Consider the following 24725-nt stretch of genomic DNA (forward strand, 5'->3'; position numbering starts at 1 on the left):
TTCTCTCTCGTGGACTGGCACCGCCTGGTCAAAGGAGCGATGCGTTGGATCCGGCGCGTCGGCTACGCGGTTAAACCGTCTTCTGCGATGACGTGGCATCGTCCGAGCAACGACACGGGCAGGATCGGCGGCGATTATGACAAAAAACTTCAGCGCAGGAAATGCCCATTTTTCAAGACGTTATTGTAGTTTAACTACAACATCATGAAGGTTTTCGGGCATTTCCTGTCATTTGACTACACGCCCTATTTCGCTACGAGCAGCCGTGCCCGGTGCCGCCCCCCCCAAGGCCACAGCCTCAGTGCACCGTGGCGGTATCCGCGTCGGGGTTCTCCAGCAGCGACTCCACATCGGCGGCAGTGAACACGTACCGAGTGTGACAGAAGTGACATTGGGTCTCGATGTCGCCCTGCTCCGCGACGACGTGTCGCAACTCGTCCTCCCCAAGGGACAGCAGCCCCCCGGCAATACGTGCCCTTGAGCAGGTACAGCCGAAGCGCAACGCCTTGGCGTCGAAGACGCGCAGAGATTCCTCATGGAACAGCCGTGTCAGCAGCGTCGATGCCTCCAGGGACAGCAGTTCCTCGTCCTTGAGCGTCTCGCCCAGATGGCAGGCGCGATCCCAGGCGTCATCATCCTGATTCAATGATTCATCGGGCAACCGCTGCAGCAGCATACCGCCGGCGTTGACCCCGTCCGCTGCCAGCCACAAACGGGTAGGCAGCTGCTCCGACTGGGTGAAGTAGGCTTCCAGGCATCCCGCCAGGCTGGCGTGCTCAATGCCGACGATGCCCTGATAGCGGCGCCCCTCACGAGGGTCCAGGGTGATCACGATCTGGCCGTCGCCTACCAGCGAACGAAAGCCCTCCTGGTCTCCAGGCAGGGCCGCCCCCTCTGCCAGGCGAGCGATGGCCCGAAGCTCACCGCCGGGGTTGGACTCGGCCATGAGCAGGGAAACGTCACCGCTGCCACGCACTTCGATGGTCATGGTGCCGTCGAGCTTGACGGTGTCGGTCAACAGCGCGACCGCGGCCAGCAGCTCGCCGAGCTGACGATTGATGGCAGCGGGATACTCGTGCCGTGCCAGTACATCGGCGTAAGCCTGTTCCAGGCGAGTCACCTCGCCCCGCACATTGGTGTTATCGATGATGAATCGCTGAATCTGATCAATCATGTAAAGCGTCTCGGTAGGCGCGCCTCACAGGACGCGCTTAGAAAAAGAAGGATGGACCGTGGGTTCGGACATTTCGAGCTGACGCTCGACGGGGGAGGCTCAGGACCCGCCTTCACGCTGAAAGCGCTTGATGTCTCTGCGGGCGCGCTTGTCCGGCCGCTTGTGGGGATGCTGAAAGACCTCGTTGGCCTGACGGCGCTGCTCGGCCTCGCGCTCTCTGCGCTCACGGCTCTGCTCGGTCTCCTGATACAACAGCCTGGCCTCGGGTGCGCCACGACGCTGCTCACTGACCTGAACCACCTCGACCTCCCAGACATCCCACCCCTGGGGCGCACGAATGCGCATCCCGGGACTCACCAGTTTGCTGGTCTTGGCCTTGGCCCCATCGACTTCCACCTTGCCGCCCTCGATGGCCTTCTTGGCCAGCGCGCGGGTCTTGAAGAAGCGTGCAGCCCACAGCCATTTGTCGAGTCGAACGCTATCCACGAGAACCGCCTCCCGGGACCTCAGGCATGATCTCGGCAAAACGACCAAGCGCCACGAAATCCTTGAGCGTCTTCTCGGGCCGGCGGCTGTTCGGTTGACGAATCCCCAGCAGATGACGGATGCCGTACTCACGTGCACTTTCCAACACGTGAGCGTTGTCGTCGATAAACAGCGTGCGTTGACGGTCGAAGGGTTCGATCTCGTTCAGCGCATGCCAGAAGGCTTGCTCTTCCTTGGGTTCGCCAATATCGGCAGACGACACGATGGCATCAAGATACTCGTCGAGGCCAGTCAGCGGCAGCTTGAGCGCCAGACTCTCGCGGTCTGCATTGGTGGCCAGCACCACCCGCGGGTGGGCACTCTTGAGCCAGCCAAGAAAATCCAGCGCATCGCCACGCAGGCCAATGAGATGCTGAACCTCTCGCTTGAGCGCGACGATATCCACGTCAAGCTCGCGACTCCAGTAAGACAGGCTGTACCAGTTGAGCGTGCCCTGCTCGCGGATGATGCGCTCGCGCACGACGTCCTGAGTCGCTTCATCCAGCTTGTGCAGTTCCACATAACGACGCGGCAGGTGCTCGAGCCAGAAATGGCTGTCGAAATGCAGGTCCAGCAGGGTGCCGTCCATATCCAGCAATACGGTATCGATGGTGTCCCAATCGATCATTACGTCTCTCCAGCTCGTGTGCCGCCCGGTTGCCGTGACCCGGCCGATACCGCCAGGCAAAAGGCTTCCCGGAAGACCGTCAGCGTAACGTGTTAGTGTACCTCAAAGGCATTCGGGCTCGCATGCGCTCCGGCGCAGGCCGGACCCTGTGGCCAAGGCCAGGACGATCGACTCGGCCAGCACGAGCGCCCCCGCCTTCCCATTGACGCCAGGAGAAGCCATGGAAGACCGTACCCGGGAGAAACCCCACATTCTGTCGCGCAAGACCGTCGCCGAAAGCCGCCTGTTTCGCGTGGAGGAGCTCGACCTGCGCTTTTCCAATGGCGCCGAACGACGCTTCGAACGACTGCTGGGTAATGGACAGGGGATTGGCGCGGTGATGATCGTGGCCATGCCCGACCCTGAACATGTCCTGCTGATTCACGAGTACGCCGCAGGGTTCGAGGACTACGTGCTGACCCTGCCCAAAGGCGTCGTCGACCCCGGTGAGGACATCGTCACCGCGGCCAATCGGGAGCTGATGGAGGAGTGCGGCGTCGGCGCGAGACGCATCGAACCGCTGATCGAACTGTCACTGTCACCCAACTACATGCGACAGCGCATCCAGGTCATGCTGGCCAGCGACCTCTACCCCCAGCGCCTCGAGGGAGACGAACCGGAGCCGCTGGTTGTCGAAACCCATGCCCTGGACAGTCTTCCCGCCCTGCTGGCCCGGGAAGACTTCCATGAGGCGCGTGCCATCGCCGCACTCTACATTGCACGGGACCGGCTGCGCGGCGACCAGCCTGACAACCGGCTCTGGTGAACGCTGCTGGAGGCAACCTCAGCGCCTGGCGTGCAGACGCCTCAAGTTGCTGTTGCCCTCTTTCAGACGTACCCAGCGTCCTTGACGATAGCTGTCGAGCCCCGCCTCAAGCAGCGTCATGACATCCACCGCCTGCTCTCCGGTGACGGGGGGCGGGTCGCCATGCAGCAGGGTCTGAGCAATACCGGCGTAGAAAGCAGGGTAGTTGCCGGGCACCGACGGACAGGATTCGCTGATCAACTCAGGCTCCTCGGCACTGCCGCGGTTCAGCGTCAGCTGACCCGGAGAGTCGTCGACACCCCAGTTGTCGCTTGGCGCCATCCCCTGCTTCAGCCAGCCCTCCTGGGGATCCAGCCCGTAGACCGAATAGCTGCCCTCGGTGCCGTGCACCACGAAGCGCGGGCTCGCCTCGGCCACCAGGGAGCTGGCCTGCAGCGTCACCCTCAAGCGGTCGTACTCGAGCAGCGCAAGAAAGTCATCATCGACCTCTGCTCCCTCTCGCGCCGTCGCCAGCTCCAGCAGGATCGCACGAGGCATTCCGAACAGCTCCCTGGCCTGGTCCAGCAGGTGGGGGCCAAGGTCGTACCAGATGCCGCCTCCCGGCTTGTGATGATCGCGCCAGCGGTTGGACACCGCCGGGCGATAGCGATCAAAGCGGGACGTGAACGACGTCACCCGCCCAAGCCGTCCTTCCTCCAGCAACTGACGCACCGTCAGAAAGTCACAGTCCCAGCGACGATTGTGAAAGACACTGAGCAGAAGTTCCGACCGGTCGGCCTGGGCCCGCAGCTGACGTGCTTCAGAAGCTGAAACGGTCACAGGCTTGTCCACTACCACGTGCTTGCCAGCCGCCAGCGCCGCCTTGGCCATGGCGTAATGTTGTTCATTGGGCGTCGCAATGACCACCAGGTCCACGTGGCGCACATCGAGCAACTCGCTGAGCTTGCCATGCACCGTGACATCCGGCAGGTCGTTCAACACCTTGGACGCATCGGAGCTCACCACCGCCGTCAACTCAAGTCCAGGCGCAGCCTGGATCAAGGGCGCATGGAACGTCCGTGACGCCATCCCGTACCCCACCAGCCCCACGTTAAGCGTCTGTGTCTTCATGTTCGGCCCCTGTGCCCGCGTTGCGCCCGTCTTGTCGAGGGCTTTATTGATCCGTCGATATCTATTGCTCCCAGCATGACCAAATCCTCGGAATTAATCGAGTTCCAGCACTCACGCTAGCCCCGGGCCAACGCAGGACGCCGGTCGCCACCCTCCAAGGCAGCCCACTGGGGTAGAAGGCTCAGTAACGTTGAAGGCCGGCATCAGCCGGCCTTCGATCACCTCGAATACTTGCCAGCGGCCTGGATCAGGCGTCCAGCTTCTCGAGGTCGCGAACCGCGCCCTTGTCGGCCGACGTCGCCAGCAGCGCGTAGGCCTTGAGTGCCGGTGTCACCTTGCGCAGTCGCGTGATACGAGGCGTCCAGGCCTCCTTGCCACGCTCATCCTGACGCTGGCGGCGGGCGGCAAGCTCCGCGTCATCCAGCAGCACGTTGATGGTACGGCTGGGAATGTCGATGCGGATCAAATCGCCATTTTCGACCAGACCGATCGCGCCACCTGCCGCCGCTTCTGGCGATACGTGGCCGATCGACAGTCCCGAAGTGCCCCCTGAGAAGCGGCCGTCCGTCAGCAAGGCACAGGCCTTGCCCAGCCCCTTGGACTTCAGGTACGAGGTCGGATACAGCATTTCCTGCATGCCGGGACCGCCCTTGGGTCCTTCGTAACGGATGACCACGACGTCGCCTTCCTTCACTTCACCGCCAAGGATGTGCTCGACCGCCTGATCCTGGGACTCCACGACGTGGGCCGGCCCTTCAAAGACCAGAATGCTGTCGTCGACACCGGCAGTCTTCACCACACAGCCGCTTTCGGCGATGTTTCCGTGCAGCACGGCCAGACCGCCTTCCTTGGAGAAGGCATGGGCGTAGTCACGAATACAGCCGGTAGCGCGGTCGCCATCGAGACTCGGCCAGCGCGCGCTCTGGGAGAATGCCGTCTGGGTCGGGATGCCGCCGGGCCCGGCCTTGAAGAAGTTGACCACTTCCGCCGAGGGATTGCGCATGATGTCCCACTCGTCCAGTGCCTCGAGCAGGCTGTCGCCATACACGGTGGGCACGGACGTATCGAGCACGCCAGCCCGGTCAAGCTCGCCGAGAATCGCCATGATACCGCCGGCACGATGGACGTCTTCGATGTGGTACTTCTGGGTGTTGGGCGCCACCTTGCACAACTGGGGCACTTCACGGCTCAGACGATCGATATCCGGCATGTTGAAGTCGACGCCTGCTTCCTGGGCCGCGGCCAGCAGGTGCAGAATGGTGTTGGTCGAGCCGCCCATGGCGATGTCCAGGGTCATGGCATTCTTGAACGCCGCCTTGGAGCCGATGGCACGGGGCAGCAGGTGCGCCTCGTCACCTTCGTAATAGCGCTTGGCCAATTCCACGATGCGCTCGCCTGCGGTCTCGAACAGACGACGGCGATCCGCGTGGGTTGCCAGCACCGTACCGTTGCCGGGCAGCGCAAGACCCAGCGCTTCTGTCAGGCAGTTCATGGAGTTGGCGGTGAACATGCCGGAGCAGCTGCCACAGGTGGGGCAGGCGCTGCGCTCGACCTCGTTCAGGGTTTCTTCGTCCACCGAGTCGTCGGCGGCCATGACCATGGCATCGACCAGGTCGAGACCGTGATCCAGCAGCTTGGTCTTGCCGGCTTCCATCGGACCGCCGGAAACAAAGATCACCGGGATGTTGAGGCGCATGGCGGCCATCAGCATTCCCGGGGTGATCTTGTCGCAGTTGGAGATGCACACCAGCGCATCGGCGCAGTGGGCATTGACCATATACTCGACACTGTCTGCGATCAGGTCACGGCTGGGCAGTGAATACAGCATGCCGTCGTGGCCCATGGCGATGCCATCATCCACGGCGATGGTGTTGAATTCCTTGGCCACGCCGCCGGCTTTCTCGATCTCGCGGGCGACTAGCTGCCCCATGTCCTTGAGGTGCACGTGGCCCGGGACGAACTGGGTGAACGAATTGGCCACAGCGATGATCGGCTTGTGAAAGTCGTCATCCTTCATGCCGGTGGCGCGCCACAGGGCGCGGGCGCCGGCCATGTTGCGACCGGCGGTAGTGGTTCGGGAGCGATACTCTGGCATGGAATCCTCGTCATTTTTTGTCCACCTGTGGGGCCCTTGGCCGCCAGGCGGTGTCTCGTGTCCAGACCATCGATTCTGTCACGCCGGGGCAGCACTGGAAAGCCTTGCGCGGATACAACGCGTCGCCCCCGGCAAGACACCGGGGGCGAGTAGACATGCTGGAAGCAGCAAAGTGATTGACGTGCCGTTGATCGTCCTCGACACCGGACAAGCGCTGGCTACGAAGGCGCTGGGGCCTGTCAGACAGAGCCCCAGCGTCCTCGCTCAGTCCATCAACCGAACACGACCTTGGCCACGTCCTGATAGCGGCCGGCAAAGTGTACGGTCATGCCCTCCTTCAGATAGTCGGGCAGCTCGTCATAATCACGCCGATTGGCCTCGGGCAGAATGACTTCGAAGATCTCGCTGCGTCGAGCGGCGATGACCTTCTCCCGAATACCCCCCACCGGTAGCACCTGCCCCGTCAGGGTCAGTTCACCGGTCATCGCCAGATTGCGGTCAATCGGCTGCTGGCGGGCCAGCGACAGCAGCGCGGTAGTCATGGTCACCCCAGCCGAGGGACCATCCTTCGGGGTCGCCCCCTCGGGCACGTGCATGTGCACGAAGCTGGCGTCAAAGAATCCGGCATCCGCACCGTATTCGCTCAGGTGCCCCTGCACGTAGCTGTAGGCAATGTTGGCGGACTCCTTCATCACGTCCCCAAGCTGGCCGGTCAGCTTGAAGCCGCGATCCAGCCCATGCACCTTGCCCGCTTCGATGGATAGAGTGGCGCCGCCCATGGACGTCCAGGCCAGTCCCGTCACAACGCCCTGCCCCTTCATCACCTTTTCCTTACGGAACAGCGGCGCACCGAGAAATTCCTCCAGGTTCTTGAGCGATACCTTGACGGTTTCCTGGTCATTCTCGAGCAGCTTTACCGCAGCCTTGCGCACAATGCGGTGAAGCTGCTTCTCCAGCTGGCGTACTCCCGCTTCACGGGCATAGCCCTCGACCACCTGGCGCAGCGCCGCCGCTGTCAGGTTGATGCGCTTCTTCGGGATGTTGTCCCGCTTCAGCAGCTTGGGCCACAGATGATGGCGGGCAATCGCCTGCTTTTCCTCAGCGATATAGCCAGACAGCCGAATCTGCTCCATCCGGTCCAGCAGCGCCGGCGGAATCGAATCCAGCGTATTCGCGGTACACACGAACAGCACCTTGGACAGGTCGAGGCGCACGTCCAGATAGTGATCGAGGAAGTCGACGTTCTGCTCAGGGTCCAGCACCTCCAGCAGTGCCGATGCAGGGTCACCCTGGAACGACTGACCCATCTTGTCGATCTCGTCGAGCATGATCACCGGGTTCTCGACCTCGACCTCCTTGAGTGCCTGTACCAGCTTGCCCGGCATGGCCCCCACGTAGGTCCGGCGATGGCCCTTGATCTCGGCCTCGTCACGCATCCCGCCGACCGAGAAGCGGTAGAACTCGCGACCGAGTGCCTCGGCGATGGAGCGCCCGATAGAGGTCTTGCCGACCCCGGGTGGGCCGACCAGCAGCACGATAGAGCCCCCGACATCGCCCTTGAACGTACCTTCGGCAAGAAACTCCACGATCCGCTCTTTCACGTCGGTCAGTCCGTCATGATCGCGGTCGAGGACCTTGCGGGCATGGGCCAGATCAAGCTGATCCTGGCTTTGCTGGCCCCAGGGCATGGCGGTCAGCCAGTCCAGATAGTTGCGCGTGGTGCCGTACTCGGGGGAGCCGGTTTCCAGCACCGACAGCTTGCCCAGTTCGTCATCGATACGCTCTTGAACCCGCTCCGGCACCTCGCGCCCTTCCAGGCGAGCCCGGAAGGTATCCACATCGTTCTCGCGATCGTCCTTGGAGATGCCCAGCTCGCGCTGGATCACCTTCAACTGCTCACGCAGGAAGAACTCACGCTGACGCTCCTGCATCTGGGCGTTGACCTGCTCACTGATCTCGCTCTGCAGTTGCGCGACTTCAATCTCCTTGCGCAACAGCGGCAGCACTTTTTGCATGCGCGGAACCACTGGCAGCGTCGCCAGCACGTCCTGCAGCTCCCCCCCCTGCGCCGAGGTGATGGCCGCCGCAAAGTCCGTCAGCGGTCCAGGCTCGTGGGGGCTGAAGCGATTGAGATAGTGCTTGAGCTCTTCGCCGTAGAGGGGATTGATCGGCAGCAGCTCCTTGATGCCATTGATCAATGCCATGGCGTAGGCACGGGTCTCGTCGTCCTCGGTATCCACCGGCTCGCGGGGATACGACACCTCGACCAGAAATGGCGGCTTGCGCGACAGCCAGCGCTCGATCTTGAAGCGCCGGACGCCCTGGGCGATGAACTGGATCTGCTGATCCTCACCCTGCAGCTTGTGCGCTTTCACCGCCGTGCCGATGGTAGGGAAGTCTTCGTAGGACAGCTCTTCCACGCCCGCTTCCCCGACAAACGCAAGGCCTACGGTGTCGTGGGGGGTATTGGCCACCCTCTCGATGGTCTCGGACCAGCGCTCGCGGTTGATCACCAACGGCTGAACCTGGGCCGGAAAGAAGGGACGATTATGGATCGGCAGCAGGTACAACCGCTCCGGCAGACTCGCACTTGCAGGAATCACCGCATGGCTTTCAAGCTGGGACTGACTGTCATCGTCATCGTTCTGACCGTCGTCAGCAGCACCGCCAAGGGGAATCCAGTCCAGCTCATCAGACCGGGAATCACGATCATCGCTCATGGTCACCTCATCCTGAAGTTGGGGCCTTGCCCATATGCTACTCAGGAATGTGGGCGATCGACGCCAAGTTCAAGGCGTGGGGTGACAACCAAGCGCGTTAGTGCGTGCCGGTGCGACAACGCGGGGAGCCATCATCTGGCGTCAGCGGCCCAGCAGCGGCGGCAGCGGGCGTCCATTGATGCGCAGCTGGCCCTTGACCACGTCGATGCCCAGCATCGACGTATCCAGCGGCAATCTCAGCCACAGCGCCACTACGGCAGGAGGTTCACGCCACTCGAAATCGCCGTCCAGGCGCTCCCGAAACTTGGCGCGCATCGAGGGATCATCCAGCGCCAGGGGACTCAACTGATCCAGCTCACGCGGATCAAACACGACAACGCCATCCCCATGCAGGCTCAGCCCGAGCATGGGGCTATCCAGGTTGACGTCGACCAGATCCAGTCGCGGGGAGTCCTTGAGCAGCTGAGCCAGCGCCCGATCCATGGCCGAATCCGCCGCGGCGTCGTCCAACGACACCGTGCCCAATGCCGTCTTGTGGCGCGCCAGCTCAACGACAGAGCGCAGCGCGTCGGCATTGATCCGGGACAGCTCGATGCTCAGCTCGCCATCCACCAGCATGTCGTTGCCGGAGCGAATTTCGCCAAGCGTCAGATTGCTCTTCAGCCTGAGTTCACTGTCATCCAACTGGGTGTCGGTCTGCAGCACGATCGAGGTGCCGTCCAGATTGACCTGCGGATGACGCAGGCTCAGCGCCTCGATGGTCAGACTGTCCTGCTGATTGAAGTGAAGCGCCCCTGGGGTGTAGGCATAGCGGCTCTGATACTGAAGCGGACCGACCTCGAGTCGGGCCTCACCATCACGCAACTGTACGGAATCGACGGTCATGCGGGTTCGCCAGTCACCGTAGATGCCATCGAAGGCGATCCGCGCACCCGAGAAATGCAGCGAGCGGGGGCCGCTGCGAGGGGGCGACTGGCTGACAATGAAGGGCGCCAGCGCCAGCTCACCCTGGAGGGTACCGCCCAGGGTGCGATAGTGGGCTTCCCAGCGCGGCGGGGCAGCGGGAATGGCATCGCCAAACAGCCGCTCGTCGGCCTCGCCGACATGCAGCTCCACAGTACCGATGACACTGGTATCGAGGACGCCGTGGCGCGCATCGTAGGGCAGCGACAGGTGCCAGGCGTGGCCGATGAGGGGGGCGATATGCAGTACGCCGGATGAGCTCAGCCAGCCTTGCCGGACATCGCTGCGCGAGATGCGCAGGTCGCCCCTGGCTTCCAGGTCGGCCAGCGCACGCGCAAGCTCACGCTCGAACAGCAGGCTGGCGAGGTACTGAGCCACGGCCCAGGCCACCGCCAGCACCACCACTACGGGTACGATCCATCGTTCCTTGCGCATGTTCCTTCCTCTCAGCCAGCGAACGTCTTCCTCTGACGCACCGCTCGCTCAGTGCAACCAGAACCACAGGTGCATGGTGCACCAGGAGTAGACCCCCGCCAAGACGTCATCGACCATGATGCCAAAACCGCCGGCAACACGCCGATCCGCCCAGCGAATCGGCCAGGGCTTGATGACGTCGAAGACCCGGAAGACAACAAAGCCCCACAGTGCCGCCTCCCATGAGAAGGGCACCGCCGCCATGGTCAACCAGTAGCCGACGAACTCATCCCAGACGATGCCGGAGTGGTCGTGGACACCCAGGTCGCGGGAGGTCTTGTCGCATAACCAGACGCCCCACACGAAGGTGATGGCGATCATCACCAGGTACCAACCGAGGGTCAGCTCTGACAACAGCCAGTAGAACGGAATGGCCGCCAGGGTGCCGAAGGTACCTGGAGCAAAGGGCGCCGCCCCACTGCCAAGCCCGAAGGCAAGAAAGTGGGTCGGCCGGTGCCAGACGCTAGCCGGTGCTTTGTTCACGATGTCCCTCCGTGGAAATGTTGCCAGCCAGCCCTGGATGGGATCTTCACGCCCTGTATGCCAGGCGTCTCGGTCAAATGACCGATCGGCGTCAGCTCGATGCCCAGAGCCAGCAGCTCAGCCTTCGCCTGGGCGACCCGTGACGGGGGCAAGGAGACCAGCAACTCATAGTCATCCCCGCCGCATAGCGCCGCCTCAATGGCGGCATCCTGGCCCAGCTCGGCGGCCAGCCCGTCGGCCAGAGGCAGCGAGGCGCTATCCAGGACAGCACCGACGCCTGAGGCGTTGAGCACGTGATCCAGGTCTGCCAGCAAGCCATCGGACACGTCGATGGCCGCATTCGCCAACCCGCGCAGGACTTCACCGGCCTGCCACCGCGCTTCGGGCAGCAGGTAACGCTTCAGCAGGGGCTGCTCCATATCTCGCGCTCCGCCCTGCCATGCGGCAAGACCGCCGGCGCCTCCGCCGAGGGCTCCGGTCACCGCCAGCACGTCACCGGCCTTGGCCCCATCACGGCGCAGTGCCTGTCCGGTCGGCACCTCGCCCATGACGGTGACACTGATGGCGCGCTGACCGCGGGTCACATCTCCGCCGACCAGCACCATACCGGCGCTATCGCACACAGCATGGAAGCCACGAGCGAATTCTGCCACCCAGTCGTCGTTGGCGTCAGGCAGGGTCAATGCCATCAGACACCAGCGTGGTCTGGCACCCATGGCCGCCAGATCACTGAGACTGACAGCCACGGCTCGATGCCCCAGCGCAGCGGCTGGCGCACCTGGCGGAAAGTGCTGCCCCTCGACCGACGTGTCGACGCTGACCACCAGCTCATGGCCCGGGGTGGGCTGCATCAGGCTGGCATCGTCACCGACGCCCAGGCTTACGCCGGACGCGTCAGCAGACCCGCGTCTCGCCGGTGCCAGCCAGCGCTGGATGAGTTCGAATTCTCCGTACATCAGCAGCGACCTTCAGCGGCGACGGGCACTGACCTCGGCACTTCTCAGCTTGATCGCCAGCTTGTCGAGAATGCTGTTGATGTACTTGTGCCCATCCGTCGCACCGAACGACTTGGCCAGCTCGACCCCTTCGTTGATGACCGCACGGTACGGCACTTCCAGGCGCCGCGACAGCTCGTAGGCACCGAGACGCAAGATGGCCAGCTCGATCGGATCGATGTCCTCGAGACGACGGTCGAGCAAGGGAGCGATGTCCGCGTCGAGCTCCTTGCGATAGCGAGCGACGTTGTGCAGCAGCTCATGGAACAGCGCCAGGTCGGCGATTTCCATCACCTTGAGCCAGTTCTCATGGGTTTCCAGGTCATCATCCGGCACCTGGCTGCGGAACTCGGCTTCCACCGCGCTGATCGATTTCTCGGTCATCTGCCACTGGTAGAGTCCCTGCACCGCCAGCTCGCGGGCGGCACGACGGGATTGCTGAGCCTTGGTCGGCGCACGCTGTTCACGGCTCATGCGGAGGTCTCCTCGCCATCGTCACCAAAGTGGCGCAACAGGGAGACCATTTCCATGGCGGCCATGGCCGCTTCGGTTCCCTTGTTGCCTGCCTTGGTACCGGCACGCTCGATGGCCTGCTCGATGGAGTTCACGGTCAGCACGCCATTCGCCACCGGCGTGTCAAAGTCGAGCTGAAGACGCGACAGGGCCGAGTTGCACTCGCCGGCCACGTGCTCGAAGTGAGGCGTGCCACCGCGGATGACGGCGCCCAGGGCGATCACCGCGTCGGGCTTGGCCACCTGCAACACCCGCTTGACGGCCAGAGGCAGTTCCCAGGCGCCAGGAACATGAACGATATCGATCATCTCCATGTCCACGCCATGGCGCACCAGGCTGTCCACAGCGCCTTCCACCAGAGAGTCCACCACATGGTGGTTGAAGCGGCCCACGACGATCACGTAGCGGCCCTGAACCTCGACAAAGCTGCCTTCGACTTGGGAGATAGGTTGCATCTTGAAATTTCCTGAATTCGCCGGCACCTGGCCGGCAGTCGGGGATAATCCCCTAATGGATAGCCGAATCCCCAGGTGATGCCTTGGGGCATCGCCTGGGAATCATCATGCGTCTAGATCAGTGGGCGACACGATGTCCACCACTTCCAGGTCAAAGCCTGACAGCGCCGAAAACTTCCAGGGGGAGCTAAGCAGGCGCATCTTGCCTACTCCAAGCTCGCGCAGGACCTGGGAGCCGGTGCCGATGGTCAGGTAGTTGCCCGACCCGTCCGACTCACTGCCGCGGGCAGTGCGGCGGCGCTCGAGAAAGACCTGTAGCAGGTCGTTGAGGTCCTGGCGGGAGCGCATGTCATCGAGTAGCACAAACACGCCGTGCTCGGCTCGCGCCACCTCTTCCAGCGCCTGATGCGCACGCCAGGATGCTTCTTCACCCTTGACCAGGCACATCAGGTCACGCATCTCGTTGGCCAGATGGACGCGCACCGTGGTCACGCCATCCGGTGTCGGGTGTCCCTTGACCAGCGCCAGATGGTGCACCTTGTGGATGCGGTCGGCAAAGACGTGGGCCGTCAGCTCGCCATAGGCAGTGCTGACCGGCAACCGCTCTACCTCCTCCACCGTCTGCTCGTTGTGGATGCGGTAGTGGATCAGGTCGGCGATGGTGCCCATCTTGATGCCATGGGTCTCGGCAAAGCGCTCGAGCTCCGGCCGGCGGGCCATGGTGCCATCTTCGTTCATGATTTCACAGATCACACCGCTGGGGTCGCACCCGGCAAGCGCCGCCAGATCACAGGCCGCCTCGGTGTGGCCGGCACGCCGCAGCACGCCACCCGGCTCCGCCATCAGCGGAAAGATATGGCCCGGCTGAACGATATCCTCGGGGCGCGCATTGCGAGCGCTGGCCGCCTGCACGGTGCGTGCGCGATCCGCTGCAGAGATGCCGGTGCTGACGCCCTCGGCGGCCTCGATGGACAGGGTGAACTTGGTGCCGTAACCAGAACCGTTATCCTGCACCATCAGCGGAAGCTTGAGCTGCTCGCAACGCTCGCGGGTCATCGGCATGCAGATCAGGCCGCGAGCGTGAACCGCCATGAAATTGATATGGCTGGCCTCCACCTTCTCGGCCGCCATGATGATGTCACCTTCGTTTTCCCGATCCTCATCATCCATCAAGATGACCATGCGGCCTTGACGGATATCCTCGACGAGTTCGGCAATAGGGGCCAGGCCCCCGCTGGAAGACTGCGACATGTGTGCTCCCTGGATCTGAAGTGGCCACACGGCGACGGCGGCCAGAAACGGCCGTCAGGGTACCGTGGGACGCGCCTGGGCGCCAGTGGCGGCGAATGAGAGGGTATGCGGAGAACCACGTATCCACGCGGGCACCTGCACCCGGCCCCGTATCAGGGCGCTAGAATAATCAGGGCTCTAGGTCATCAGGGCTCTAGGTTATCAGGGCTCTGTCATTACCAGGGCGTTAGCTCAGCGCCCTGTGCAGGCAGGCAGCGCGGGGCGAGCCAAAATTCGCCAGTCCTGGCCCAAGGCGCGAATATCGATGATCTCGAGCGGTCGCTGATGAGCCATCTGGTCAATCCCGCTCAACGACATCAGTCCACGAGCCTCGGGTCCAAGCAGCGTCGGCGCCATGTAGAGGCGCAGCTCATCCACCAGACAGGCATCCATCATGGCACCGGCAAGGGTCGCTCCGGTTTCGACCAGCAGCTCGTTGCATCCTTCTTCACGCCCCAGCCAGTCGAGCAGCGTCGGCAGATCTACGCGACCGTCCTCGCCGGCCGGCATTTCCAGTACTCGGGCCCCGCTGCGCTCCAGCGCTTCCCGGCGAGGAGATTCGACGCCTTCGACGCAGACCACCAGGGTCTGACCGGGCTCGCTCAGACAGGCAGCCGCCAACGGCATGCGCAGACGCGAATCGACCACCACGCGCAGCGGCTGGCGACGGGCAATGGTGTCAGCCTGATCGAGCCCCAGTTGCTCGGCTCGCACCGTCAGTCGCGAGTTATCGAAGATGATGGAGTCGACGCCAGTCAGAATCGCGCAGCTCTGGGCACGCAGGCGCTGCACATCGCGGCGTGCCGCAGGGCCGGTGATCCACTGGGACTCGCCGGAGGCCATGGCGGTACGCCCATCGAGGCTCATGGCCAGCTTCAGGCGCACCCGCGGGCGCCCCTTGGTCATGCGCGATACGAAGCCCGCATTCAAGGTCAGCGCATCGTCCTCAAGACAACCGACCAGCACCTCGATACCTGCCTCACGCAGCCTCTGGATGCCGCGCCCAGCGACCTGTGGGTTGGGGTCCTGCATGGCCACCACGACCCGGGCGACGCCCGCCTGGATCAAGGCATCGCAGCAGGGGCCGGTGCGACCATGATGAGAGCATGGCTCCAGCGTCACATAGGCGGTTGCGCCACGGGAGCGCTCACCGGCGCCGTTCAGCGCATGGATTTCCGCATGGGGCTCACCGGCACGCTCATGAAAGCCCTCGGCCAGCCACTCGCCATCCTTGACCAATACGCAACCGACACGCGGATTCGGCATGCTGGTGTAGCGGCCATGCTCAGCCAGGCGAAGCGCCCTCGCCATCCAGTGGGCATCATGGCCGGGGGCTGACGCCGGAGGTGCATCGTCGCGGCTCATGACGGCTCCTCATTGTCGGGGGTGAAGTTCGGCTCCTGAGCCAACCGGTCAATCTCGGCACGAAACTCGTCGATGTCCTGAAATCTGCGGTACACCGAGGCGAAGCGAATGTAAGCCACCTGGTCCAGGCGCTTGAGCGCGTTCATCACTTCCTCACCCACGACCCGCGCCTGGACCTCACGCTCCCCTCGGGCCCTCAGGTTCTGGCGTATGCGCTCCACCGCCGCTTCGATGGATTCCGCACTGACCGGGCGTTTTTCCAGAGCCCTCAGCATGCCCGCTCGCAGCTTGCTCTCGTCAAACACCTCACGGGAGCCATCGGCCTTGACGATCCGCGGCATCACCAGTTCGGCGGTCTCATAGGTAGTGAAGCGCTCCCCGCATCCCGCGCACTGCCGACGTCGACGCACCTGGTCGCCTTCGGCAACCAGCCGGGAATCGGTCACACGAGTCTCTTGAGCGCCACAGAAAGGGCAATGCATAGCGGGCAGTCCGGCAGGAGAAAATGTCGCCATAGTGTAACGGTTGCGGCCTTTTTCGCCCAGCGCAACCGTCCGCCAAGCCCTTTGCGCGATGCCAGTTGGCACGCCCTGTGCTTGATGTTGTGCATTATCCTGCCAATAAGACGTCGGGCACAGGCGCAACCTCCCGCCTCGCCCGCCCAAGGAGGACGCCATGGCCCCACCCCTCACAGCGATGGACGCAGACCGCTTCCAGCAGCATGCCAAAGCCTTGCTGACACCTCTGTATGGAGAACGTAGCGAGGAAGTGCTGCGCCGCCTGTTGCGCCTGATCGAAGCGCAGGGCGCCCGTCTTTCGCACCGTCATGGTGCAAGAAACGAACTGTGGAGTGAAAAGGATCAATGGTTGATTCTGTACGGTGATTCGCTGATCGATGAGCACGAATCACGCTCGGACAGCGGTCAGGAGACGTCGCCCAAACCTCCCCTGGCCGTGCTCGATGACTTTCTTCACAGCCGACTGGCTGGCGTGTTCAGCGGGGTGCACGTGCTGCCCTTCTTTCCCTGGAGCAGCGACGATGGCTTCTCGGTCATTCACTACCGCGAGGTCGACCCGGCCCTGGGCGAGTGGCGAGACATCAGGCGGCTGGCCAGCCGCCACGACCTGATGGTGGATCTGGTCTTGAATCATGTCTCAAGGGAGTCGCTGTGGTTTGCCGACTACCTGGGCGGCAACCTGCCCGGTCGTGACTACTTCATCGAGATGGACCCGGAAACGGATCTCAGCGACGTCGTCCGGCCACGCAGTTCTCCACTGCTGGTACCGGTCAGTACCCGTCGGGGGGTACGCCATCTGTGGGCCACCTTCTCGGAGGACCAGATCGACCTGAACTTTGCCAACCCCGACGTGCTGATCGAATTCATCGGCATACTGCTGTTCTATCTTCAGCAGGGCGCGCGGATCGTGCGCCTGGACGCCGTCGCCTTCCTGTGGAAACGGCCCGGCACCCGTTGCATTCACCTTCCCGAAACCCACGCCGTGGTGCGTCTGCTGCGCGCCATCGTCGATCATGTGGCTCCCGGCACCTTGATCATCACCGAGACCAACGTGCCTCACGCCGAGAACATCAGCTACTTTGGCCTGGAGCGTGAGCACACGCCACCGGATGAAGCCCATCTGGTCTATCAGTTCCCGCTGCCCCCACTGCTGCTGCATACCCTGACCAGCGGTGAGGCCGGCACCATCGCCCGCTGGCTGAACACGCTGCCCGAGCTTCCAGAGGGCTGCAGCTATCTCAACTTCACGGCCAGCCACGACGGCATCGGGGTACGACCGCTGGAAGGCTGGCTCGAGCAACACGAAATCGATGCTCTGGTTGGCTTGATGCAGCGCTTCGGTGGCTTTGTCAGCATGCGCCGCCAGAGCGACGGCAGTGACAGTCCCTACGAACTGAACATCACCTGGTTCGATGCCATGAGCGGCACCCGCCGAGGCCCCGACCCCTGGCAGGTCGAGCGCTTCTTGTTGAGTCAGCACCTGATGCTGGTCCTGAAGGGCATACCCGGGGTCTACATTCACTGTCTGACGGCTACCCAGAATGACCAAGATGGCGTCGAGCGCAGCGGGCGCCTGCGCTCCATCAACCGCAAGCGCTGGCAGCGCCAGGAACTGGGGATGCTGCTGGACAGCCGGCACACGCCGACCCGTGAGGTATTCGTCGCCCTCACGCGTCGCCTTGAACTGCGCCGTCGAGAGCCTTGCTTCCACCCCGACGCCGCTCAGACGGTGGTGCCAACCGCGCCACAATTGCTGGCCATTCAGCGTGGGCCGATTGCCAGCGGCCGTCGCCTGCTGGCGATCCATAATGTTACCGACCGCCCGCAACCTCTGGCCATGGCGGAACTCGAACGTCCTGGCTGGGAGGACCTGCTGGAGGGCGGCGAATGGCGCCATTGCGATACCCTGGCGCCCTATCGCTCACTATGGCTGGTACGTCATGATTGAGCGTTCAGGAAGCACTGCATCACTGCCTGCACCAACGATTCGCTGCGTTGCGCGCCCCTCGAACGCCTCACCTGTAGCGCAAAGGCTCCGGCGTCTGCGCTGCGGGCGCCTGGCGCCGCTCGGCTGATGACTGCAGCGTTTCCTTTATCCGTAACCCCACCAACCGGGCCGGCCACCGAACTGACCTCTCATCCTGTTGTCCCAGCTGTTGTCACAGCACTGGCCGCCCTACCACCGGGATGATCAGGTCACCTCTGCGCGCCCCTCCGACAACGACATGCGAGCCCGAACACCGATGAGTCAGGACACCCCCCGCCGCCCCGATGCCCCATCGCGCCCGCGTTACCCGCGATCCTTCATGACCCTTGCTGCGGTGGCCTTCGGCCTGCTGCCGCTATCCAGCGTCGAAGCCAAGGATTACCCCGCGCCTATCGAGGCCCTCGAGAAAGAAGGCCTGGAAGTGCATGGAGAATTTGATGCCCCTGGAGGCCTGGAGGGCTACGCTGCCAGCCACCGAGGCCAGCCCATGACAATCTTCGTGACTGCCGATGGCGAGCACGCCATTGTCGGCAACCTGATTGACGGTGAGGCCAACAACCTGTCGGAAGAGCCGCTGGAGCGACTGGTGCAAGGACCTCAGGATGAAGCGGTGTGGCAGGACCTGGCTGACAGCGCCTGGATCGCTGATGGCGACCCGGACGCGCCGCGCACGGTGTACGTCTTCACCGATCCCAACTGCCCATACTGCACCCGCCTGTGGCAGATGACCCGCCCCTTCGTGGAGAGCGGAGAGGTCCAGCTACGCCACGTCATGGTGGGCATACTGGATCCAGCGAGCCCACGCCAGGCGGTCACCATGCTGGCCGCGGACGACCCCTCTGCCGCCCTGGCCGCTCACGAAGGGGGTGATCCGATTACGCCGATGCGCCAGCTACCCCGCGACCTGGAACAGCGTCTACAGAGCAATCATGAGCTGTTCCGAGGCTTCGGTATGGTGGCCACCCCAGGCATGGTCTATCGCCATGATGGCAAGGTCGAAATGACTCAGGGACTGCCGGGACAGGCCCTGTTCGAGACCATCATGGGAAGCGCCAGCCCCTGAGGGGCTGGCACCACAGCGGATCAGCTCTGTCATCACAAGGGCCTTGCCATGGCGAGCCCCCGTGACAGGCACTCTCCCTCCTAGACATCTCCGGCGTTGTCGGCTTCCACCGCCTGATAAAGGCGCTGTGGAAGATCCGGCAGCGCCGCTCTTACCCTGTTCCAACTGGGAATGAAGGGCTTCTCCCGGGGGTTGTCGAGGAAAGCATTTCCCGCCTCGATCAGATTCGCCGCAAACAGCTCTACGGCCTGCTCTTCGGCGTGGCGATCGAGGCTCAGGCCATTCATGGTGGCATCGTGGTCGTAGGACTCGATCAAATCCAGAGCGAGTCGGTAGTAGGTCGCCTTCAGCGTGCGAAAACCCTCGGAGGAGAATCCCACCCCTTGCGTTGCCAGCTTGCGATACAGCGCCTTGGCAATATCCAGGCTCATGCGGTTGAGCCCCGCACTGGCATCATCGGCAGAGACCGGCTGATGCTTGTGATCGTAGACATCGGCAATGTCGACCTGACAGAGGCGGTTGGTCGAATGGTCACGGTGCACCTCGGACAGCACCCCGATCTCCAGTCCCCAGTCGGCGGGTATGCGCAGGTTGTCGAGCACCTCCGTGCGCATGGAAAACTCGCCTGACAGCGGGTAGCGATAGCTATCGAGATAGTCCAGATAAGGCAGCGGCCCGTGCATGGTCTTCAGCGCCCGCAGCAGCGGCGTGACCAATAGTCGAGACACCCGTCCGTTCAGCTTGCCTTCGGCGATGCGCGAGTAGTAGCCCTTGCAGAACGCGTAGTTGAAGCGTGGATGCGCCACGGGGTACATCAGTCTGGCCAGCAGCGAGCGGTCGTAGGTCAGAATATCGCAATCGTGCAGTCCCACCGCTGCCGTGCGCCCCGATGCCTGGACATAGCCCGCACAGAACCAGACGTTGCGCCCCTTGCCCGGCTGCTGTGGGGCAAGCCCCTCGGCAGACAGGTCGGCGTCGAGCTCGCGCAGGCGAGGTCCATCATTCCACAGGATGCGGTGGTGCTGGGGCAGGCGGGAGAAGAATTCTCGAGCACGCAGAAACTGATCGCGGTCGGCACGATCCAGGCCGATGACAATCTCGGACAAGTAGTCGGCACTCGACAAGGTCTCGACGATCGCATCCAGTGCCGGTCCTTCCAGTTCAGAATAGAGCGACGGCAGGATCAGCCCCAGCGGCCGCTGTCTGGAGAACTGCTCAAGGTCCGCCTCAAGCTCTTCGGCAGAACGACGGGTCAGGTTGTGAAAATCGGTAATGATGCCGTTCTGATGGAAATCGCTCATGCGTCGTCCTCTTTTCCGCCAAGATGGTGATGCTGATCGTCTGTCTGCGCGCCCTGGTCTTCCCTGGCCGCTGCCTCGAGGGCCTGAGGGTTCGCTCCCCAGCAATGGGCTACCCCTTCGGCCCAGCCCCGTGGCCCCATCCCTTCACTGCGGTAGAGGTTTGGCTGATCCGGCCGGACATCCAGACCATGCTGGCCGCGAATCACCACCGCGGCGTCGGTTGCCTCCAGCATGGCCACGTCATTGGGGCCGTCGCCCAGGGACAGGGTGGTCGGTCGCTTGCCCTTCAACGCTTCGTAGCGCGCACACAGCCAACGCACCGCCTGGCCCTTGTCTGTGTCCCCCAGCACATGCCAGAAGCGTCCGCCACGGGTCATGCGCAGGCCATCGCCTGCCAGACCTTCGCGAAAGCGTTGCAACAGCGCATCGTCGTCCTCCCACAGCAGCGGCTCGCTGCCTTCGCGCAGGCGCGCCAGGCGTGCCTCCTGTTCATCCAGGCCGGTGAACGCCACGACGTCCTCCAGCGCCATTTCACTCATGGTCAGAAAGCGCGCCGACAGACGCTCCCGCCAGATCGCCACGCGCCGACGAATCAGTCCGATATCGACACCCAGGGTGCGAATGACCAGGCCATCGGGGCCCACTGGACCCTCGCGCCTGGCATGGCACCAGCTCTCGGGCAGGGCGATGACCGCTCCGTTCTCGGCAATAAAGGGCTGATCAGCAAGTCCCAGCGCCTGGCGCAAGCCAAGCAGCTCACTGCGCGTCTTGCTGGTCACCGGAATCACCCCGACACCGGCCTTGCGCAGCGTCTCGAGCCACGGCTGGGCAGGCGCCCAGTCGTAGTCATGGTGGTCAAGTAGAGAGCCATCCAGGTCGGTAAACAGAAGGCGGGGTTCAGCGCTGTCGCCCAGGCAGGGCGTGGCAGTGGCGTGCATGGCAGGGCCTTCGCATCAAAAGAGTTCACCTTGACTCATAGCAAGGGGCACGCCACCGCGTTAAGGAAGATAAATAAAACAGTCACATGCAAAAACATGTGCACAACGAAGCATCCACCGAGGTCAGGACAGGTGCACACCCAGGCACCAACATGGTGCAGCAGCACCCGGCAGGCTTGGCCAGCCCCTGGATGAGCATGCCGCCAGCATGAAAATGCCCCCACGAGCAGGGCTCATGGGGGCATTCCGTCGTGCAGGCTACGTCATCAGGCTACGGTTCCTGATGGTGCTTACCCTGCCGCTATCAGGCGTAGACCGGAAGACGAGCGCAGACTGCCTCGACCTTGGCTTTCACGTCCGCTTCAACGGCTTCGCTGGACTCACCGCTGGCCATGACGTCGAGAATGTCGCAGATCCAGCCGGCCAGGTCGCCGCACTCGGCCTCGCCAAAGCCGCGAGTGGTCACCGCCGGGGTGCCGATACGCAGGCCAGAGGTCACGAACGGGCTCTGGGGATCGCCAGGCACGGCGTTCTTGTTGACCGTGATATGAGCGCGGCCCAGAGCGGCATCCGCATCCTTGCCGGTCAGGCCTTGCTTGATCAGGGAGAGCAGGAACAGGTGATCTTCGGTGCCACCGGACACCACATCGTAACCGCGCTCGATAAACACCTTGGCCATCACCTGGGCGTTCTTGACCACCTGCTGCTGGTAGGTCTTGAACTCGGGCGCCATGGCTTCCTTGAAGCAGATCGCCTTGGCCGCGATCACGTGCTCGAGCGGCCCACCCTGTCCACCAGGGAAGACGGCGGACTGCAGCTTCTTCTCGATGTCGGCATCGTTCTCGGCGGACAGGATCAGGCCACCGCGGGGTCCGCGCAGCGTCTTGTGGGTGGTCGTGGTGACCACATGGGCGTGGGGCAGCGGAGTCGGGTAGACACCCGCCGCCACCAGACCCGCCACGTGGGCCATGTCGACCAGCAGGTAGGCGCCCACTTCGTCAGCGATCTTGCGGAACTGAGCCCAGTCGATGATCTGGGAGTAGGCAGAGAAACCTGCAATGATCATCTTCGGCTGGTGCTCGCGGGCCAGACGTGCCACTTCTTCGTAGTCGATACGTCCGGACTCGTCGATGCCGTACTGGACGGCATTGTAATGCTTGCCGGAGAAGTTGGGACGTGCGCCGTGGGTCAGGTGGCCCCCAGCGTCCAGGCTCATGCCGAGGACGGTATCACCCGGCTTGACCAGCGCCTGGAAGACCGCGCCGTTGGCCTGGGAGCCGGAGTGCGGCTGAACGTTGGCGTAGCTGGCACCAAACAGCTCCTTGGCGTAGTCGATGGCCAGCTGCTCGACAATGTCGACGTACTCGCAGCCACCGTAGTAGCGCTTGCCGGGATAGCCTTCCGCGTACTTGTTGGTCAGCTGGCTACCCTGAGCCTCCATCACGCGGGGGCTGGCATAGTTCTCGGAGGCGATCAGTTCGATGTGGGCTTCCTGACGAGCCACTTCCTTTTGCATGGCATCGAACAGGGCATCATCGAAACCGGCAATCTGCATATCACGGCTGAACATCGGCGGCATAACCTCGCGGCAGGGGAAAGACGACAGAGAATCGTATAAATCGGGCCGCCATAATAGCGCAGCCCATGACCGCTTTCACATGAAAGACCGTCATGAGCTGTTCCATGATTTCTCATCTTGGGGTTAGTTTTACTGAACCACGCCTGAACAGGCCGGTTATTTTGGACGCCGACGACGTGGCCGCCGTCGGCGCAGCGACTCATCCTTCCCTTGCGATGCGCCGCTTTACCGCGATTACTCCACCGTGACCTGCATCGACAGCGCGTCCGGCAGACCCATCGGGTCTTCCTTGGCCAGTTTCTGAATATGCTGGCTGGGCGGAAGCTCGGTGGTGATCTGCATGCTGCTGGCTTCGCCCGCCATCATCTTGACGATACCGCTGAGCACCGCCCCGATCTGGGGCCCCATCATGATGCCGAAGCCTTCCGCCTGGGTCCGGAACTGCTCAAGCAGCGCGTCCTCCGAGACTCCCTGGGTCGCCGCGATCACCGGGGCAATCCGTCCGAAGACGCCGAGATCGCCGATATCGAGCGACACATCGCCTCCCTGCAGATCCAGCTCGGTCCAGTCGTTCAGGCCCGCGAAATAGGTCGCGGGGTCCTGGCCCTTGGGAAGATTGACGGGCAGGTCGCTATCGAAACCGATACGCAGGGCGTCACGGGCCGTCATGGTAAAGCGACTGGCCACCTGGCCATTGGATCCCTGTGCTTCCCAAGTGCCGTCCATGTCGGCATCCAGGGTCAACTGCCCGGTGCCTCCGGTCAACACATTGGCGACCATGCGCAGCTGGGTGCGCTCATCCGCCGGCGCCAGCTCGATCATCTTCGCCAGGTCCAGGGCCAGTCCTTCCATGCGACCGCTGTAGGCCCCATCCGTCATGTCGCCATCCGCCACCAGGCTGGCCAAGGAGGCCACCACACGATCGGAATCCAGCGAGAAGTCGGACAGCTCAAGCGCGTCGACGGTCGGCGAATCGCCTTCCATTCCCTTCAAGCCGGTCAGGCTCAGCGACGGCAGGGCAAAGGTCCCGGTGCCCAGGTCTTCGTCCCCCTGGAACGCCCCCGTCAGGCCCGACAGCACCAGACTACCGATGGCATCCTGGCTGAGCTCAGTCGCTTCCAGACTGTCGATATTGATCTGTCCGGGAAACTCGCCCCAGGGCAGGTCCGCGCCCACCGATCCTTCGCTCTGGTCCATGACCAGGCCTTCCAGACGTAGCCCCGCCAGGGGATTGTCCTGGCCCCAGGGCAGTTCACGCAGGTCCAGAACCGCCTGACCGGGCTCCTCGAAGCTCAACCGGGTGAGGGTCATGCTCGCGCCACGGTCAATCAGTTCCACCTCTTCCAGCACGACTTCGTCGGGCGACTCGTAGTCACCTTCGACCAGATAGCGAGCAACACTGAGCCGCTCTCCATCAGGGCCCGTCAACACCAGATCCTCGGCGCTGGTGGTGCTGCCGAAGAGTTCATCGGACACGTCACCGATCTCCAGCGTGCCCTCGCCTCCCAGCATCGTCTTGAGGTCCGCCTCAAGACGTTCGGCATCGGCCTGCGCCATACCGGACCCCAGCGCCAGCAGCAGCGCAAGTGGCGCCCCATGGCGCGGTTGAATCAGATACTTCATCGAGGTTCACCTCCCCTGTGAATTCGGTTATCAGCCTTTCAGCCATCTCAACAATTGGCTGTCGCAACGTCTGTGTCGTCCGACCGGTCCATCCGTCCGGTCGCTAGCAAGATGGGCCTGA

General features: G+C 63.2%; 22 protein-coding genes. 3 read left to right on the forward strand and 19 right to left on the reverse strand.

Annotated features, from left to right (window positions below):
* Positions 1–298: 298 nt before the first annotated feature.
* The 3 genes from hslO to yrfG all read right to left on the reverse strand — a co-directional run bounded on the left by hslO (position 299) and on the right by yrfG (position 2327).
* Complete coding sequence (hslO, locus tag JF545_RS08025; RefSeq protein ID WP_206941135.1) at positions 299–1174, reverse strand: Hsp33 family molecular chaperone HslO; 876 nt, start codon at positions 1172–1174, stop codon at positions 299–301.
* Positions 1175–1273: 99 nt separating this feature from the next.
* A complete protein-coding gene (locus JF545_RS08030) occupies positions 1274–1660 on the reverse strand; it encodes an RNA-binding S4 domain-containing protein (RefSeq protein WP_206941138.1) in 387 nt (128 codons plus the stop codon).
* Positions 1653–2327, reverse strand: coding sequence for a GMP/IMP nucleotidase (gene yrfG / locus JF545_RS08035; RefSeq protein ID WP_206941140.1), 675 nt, complete (start codon positions 2325–2327; stop codon positions 1653–1655). Before yrfG ends, JF545_RS08030 begins: the two co-directional genes overlap by 8 nt.
* A 220-nt stretch (positions 2328–2547) precedes the next feature.
* Here yrfG and nudE point away from each other — a divergent pair, with 220 nt between their 5' ends.
* A complete protein-coding gene (nudE, locus tag JF545_RS08040) occupies positions 2548–3132 on the forward strand; it encodes an ADP compounds hydrolase NudE (protein WP_206941141.1) in 585 nt (194 codons plus the stop codon).
* A gap of 18 nt (positions 3133–3150) precedes the next feature.
* On the opposite strand, the gene JF545_RS08045 is transcribed toward nudE, so the two are convergent.
* The 11 genes from JF545_RS08045 to nrdR all read right to left on the reverse strand — a co-directional run bounded on the left by JF545_RS08045 (position 3151) and on the right by nrdR (position 16077).
* Complete coding sequence (locus JF545_RS08045) at positions 3151–4242, reverse strand: oxidoreductase (protein WP_206941144.1); 1092 nt, start codon at positions 4240–4242, stop codon at positions 3151–3153.
* A gap of 247 nt (positions 4243–4489) precedes the next feature.
* The gene (gene ilvD, locus JF545_RS08050) at positions 4490–6337 is read right to left on the reverse strand and encodes a dihydroxy-acid dehydratase (RefSeq protein ID WP_206941146.1); all 1848 of its coding nucleotides are present in this window, start codon (positions 6335–6337) and stop codon (positions 4490–4492) included.
* A 272-nt stretch (positions 6338–6609) separates the two neighbouring features.
* The gene (gene lon / locus JF545_RS08055; RefSeq protein ID WP_206941148.1) at positions 6610–9057 is read right to left on the reverse strand and encodes an endopeptidase La; all 2448 of its coding nucleotides are present in this window, start codon (positions 9055–9057) and stop codon (positions 6610–6612) included.
* Positions 9058–9198: 141 nt separating this feature from the next.
* Positions 9199–10455, reverse strand: a complete 1257-nt coding sequence (locus JF545_RS08060) for a DUF945 family protein (protein ID WP_206941150.1) — start codon at positions 10453–10455, stop codon at positions 9199–9201.
* A gap of 48 nt (positions 10456–10503) precedes the next feature.
* Positions 10504–10977 (reverse strand): phosphatidylglycerophosphatase A family protein, encoded by a 474-nt coding sequence (locus tag JF545_RS08065; RefSeq protein WP_206941153.1) that lies wholly within the window; start codon positions 10975–10977, stop codon positions 10504–10506.
* Complete coding sequence (gene thiL, locus JF545_RS08070; RefSeq protein WP_206941155.1) at positions 10974–11933, reverse strand: thiamine-phosphate kinase; 960 nt, start codon at positions 11931–11933, stop codon at positions 10974–10976. Before thiL ends, JF545_RS08065 begins: the two co-directional genes overlap by 4 nt.
* 12 nt (positions 11934–11945) lie before the next feature.
* Positions 11946–12446 carry a transcription antitermination factor NusB gene (gene nusB, locus JF545_RS08075; RefSeq protein WP_206941158.1) on the reverse strand — a complete coding sequence of 167 codons (501 nt, stop codon included), beginning with the start codon at positions 12444–12446 and terminating at the stop codon, positions 11946–11948.
* Positions 12443–12940, reverse strand: coding sequence for a 6,7-dimethyl-8-ribityllumazine synthase (gene ribH / locus JF545_RS08080; protein ID WP_206941160.1), 498 nt, complete (start codon positions 12938–12940; stop codon positions 12443–12445). Before ribH ends, nusB begins: the two co-directional genes overlap by 4 nt.
* Before the next feature lie 105 nt (positions 12941–13045).
* Positions 13046–14191 (reverse strand): bifunctional 3,4-dihydroxy-2-butanone-4-phosphate synthase/GTP cyclohydrolase II, encoded by a 1146-nt coding sequence (gene ribBA / locus JF545_RS08085; RefSeq protein ID WP_206941162.1) that lies wholly within the window; start codon positions 14189–14191, stop codon positions 13046–13048.
* Between the two features lie 231 nt (positions 14192–14422).
* Positions 14423–15595: a bifunctional diaminohydroxyphosphoribosylaminopyrimidine deaminase/5-amino-6-(5-phosphoribosylamino)uracil reductase RibD gene (gene ribD / locus JF545_RS08090; RefSeq protein WP_206941164.1), complete on the reverse strand. Its 1173-nt coding sequence runs from the start codon at positions 15593–15595 to the stop codon at positions 14423–14425.
* Positions 15592–16077, reverse strand: a complete 486-nt coding sequence (gene nrdR / locus JF545_RS08095; RefSeq protein ID WP_206941173.1) for a transcriptional regulator NrdR — start codon at positions 16075–16077, stop codon at positions 15592–15594. The genes ribD and nrdR overlap by 4 nt, the downstream gene beginning before the upstream one ends.
* 193 nt (positions 16078–16270) lie before the next feature.
* On the opposite strand from nrdR, the gene JF545_RS08100 reads away from it, so the two are divergent.
* Positions 16271–18061, forward strand: coding sequence for a sugar phosphorylase (locus JF545_RS08100; RefSeq protein ID WP_242520748.1), 1791 nt, complete (start codon positions 16271–16273; stop codon positions 18059–18061).
* Between the two features lie 196 nt (positions 18062–18257).
* Complete coding sequence (gene dsbG, locus JF545_RS08105) at positions 18258–19163, forward strand: thiol:disulfide interchange protein DsbG (RefSeq protein WP_224908411.1); 906 nt, start codon at positions 18258–18260, stop codon at positions 19161–19163.
* An 80-nt stretch (positions 19164–19243) separates the two neighbouring features.
* Here dsbG and JF545_RS08110 read toward each other — a convergent pair whose 3' ends face one another.
* The 5 genes from JF545_RS08110 to JF545_RS08125 all read right to left on the reverse strand — a co-directional run bounded on the left by JF545_RS08110 (position 19244) and on the right by JF545_RS08125 (position 24604).
* Positions 19244–20464, reverse strand: coding sequence for a glycosyl transferase (locus tag JF545_RS08110; RefSeq protein ID WP_206941175.1), 1221 nt, complete (start codon positions 20462–20464; stop codon positions 19244–19246).
* Positions 20461–21402, reverse strand: a complete 942-nt coding sequence (locus JF545_RS08115) for an HAD-IIB family hydrolase (protein ID WP_206941177.1) — start codon at positions 21400–21402, stop codon at positions 20461–20463. Before JF545_RS08115 ends, JF545_RS08110 begins: the two co-directional genes overlap by 4 nt.
* 304 nt (positions 21403–21706) lie before the next feature.
* Positions 21707–22972 carry a serine hydroxymethyltransferase gene (gene glyA, locus JF545_RS08120; protein ID WP_206941179.1) on the reverse strand — a complete coding sequence of 422 codons (1266 nt, stop codon included), beginning with the start codon at positions 22970–22972 and terminating at the stop codon, positions 21707–21709.
* Complete coding sequence (locus JF545_RS20065; protein ID WP_261315895.1) at positions 22959–23087, reverse strand: hypothetical protein; 129 nt, start codon at positions 23085–23087, stop codon at positions 22959–22961. The genes glyA and JF545_RS20065 overlap by 14 nt, the downstream gene beginning before the upstream one ends.
* 128 nt (positions 23088–23215) lie before the next feature.
* Positions 23216–24604, reverse strand: coding sequence for a hypothetical protein (locus JF545_RS08125; protein ID WP_206941181.1), 1389 nt, complete (start codon positions 24602–24604; stop codon positions 23216–23218).
* Between the last annotated feature and the right edge of the window lie 121 nt (positions 24605–24725).

The organism is Halomonas litopenaei, from assembly GCF_017303055.1.
Classification (GTDB): Bacteria; Pseudomonadota; Gammaproteobacteria; order Pseudomonadales; family Halomonadaceae; genus Halomonas; species Halomonas litopenaei_A.

Coding starts and splice junctions, on each gene's coding strand:
- glyA (WP_206941179.1), bottom strand. CDS start 22,972: ATGTTCAGCCGTGATATGCAGATTGCCGGTTTCGATGATGCCCTGTTC.
- hslO (WP_206941135.1), bottom strand. CDS start 1,174: ATGATTGATCAGATTCAGCGATTCATCATCGATAACACCAATGTGCGG.
- lon (WP_206941148.1), bottom strand. CDS start 9,057: ATGAGCGATGATCGTGATTCCCGGTCTGATGAGCTGGACTGGATTCCC.
- ribD (WP_206941164.1), bottom strand. CDS start 15,595: ATGAGCCGCGACGATGCACCTCCGGCGTCAGCCCCCGGCCATGATGCC.
- JF545_RS08110 (WP_206941175.1), bottom strand. CDS start 20,464: ATGAGCGATTTCCATCAGAACGGCATCATTACCGATTTTCACAACCTG.
- JF545_RS08100 (WP_242520748.1), top strand. CDS start 16,271: ATGGCCCCACCCCTCACAGCGATGGACGCAGACCGCTTCCAGCAGCAT.
- nudE (WP_206941141.1), top strand. CDS start 2,548: ATGGAAGACCGTACCCGGGAGAAACCCCACATTCTGTCGCGCAAGACC.
- yrfG (WP_206941140.1), bottom strand. CDS start 2,327: ATGATCGATTGGGACACCATCGATACCGTATTGCTGGATATGGACGGC.
- JF545_RS08125 (WP_206941181.1), bottom strand. CDS start 24,604: ATGAAGTATCTGATTCAACCGCGCCATGGGGCGCCACTTGCGCTGCTG.
- ilvD (WP_206941146.1), bottom strand. CDS start 6,337: ATGCCAGAGTATCGCTCCCGAACCACTACCGCCGGTCGCAACATGGCC.
- ribBA (WP_206941162.1), bottom strand. CDS start 14,191: ATGTCGCAGTCTTCCAGCGGGGGCCTGGCCCCTATTGCCGAACTCGTC.
- JF545_RS08045 (WP_206941144.1), bottom strand. CDS start 4,242: ATGAAGACACAGACGCTTAACGTGGGGCTGGTGGGGTACGGGATGGCG.
- JF545_RS08115 (WP_206941177.1), bottom strand. CDS start 21,402: ATGCACGCCACTGCCACGCCCTGCCTGGGCGACAGCGCTGAACCCCGC.
- nrdR (WP_206941173.1), bottom strand. CDS start 16,077: ATGCATTGCCCTTTCTGTGGCGCTCAAGAGACTCGTGTGACCGATTCC.
- JF545_RS08060 (WP_206941150.1), bottom strand. CDS start 10,455: ATGCGCAAGGAACGATGGATCGTACCCGTAGTGGTGGTGCTGGCGGTG.
- JF545_RS20065 (WP_261315895.1), bottom strand. CDS start 23,087: ATGGAACAGCTCATGACGGTCTTTCATGTGAAAGCGGTCATGGGCTGC.
- ribH (WP_206941160.1), bottom strand. CDS start 12,940: ATGCAACCTATCTCCCAAGTCGAAGGCAGCTTTGTCGAGGTTCAGGGC.
- thiL (WP_206941155.1), bottom strand. CDS start 11,933: ATGTACGGAGAATTCGAACTCATCCAGCGCTGGCTGGCACCGGCGAGA.
- nusB (WP_206941158.1), bottom strand. CDS start 12,446: ATGAGCCGTGAACAGCGTGCGCCGACCAAGGCTCAGCAATCCCGTCGT.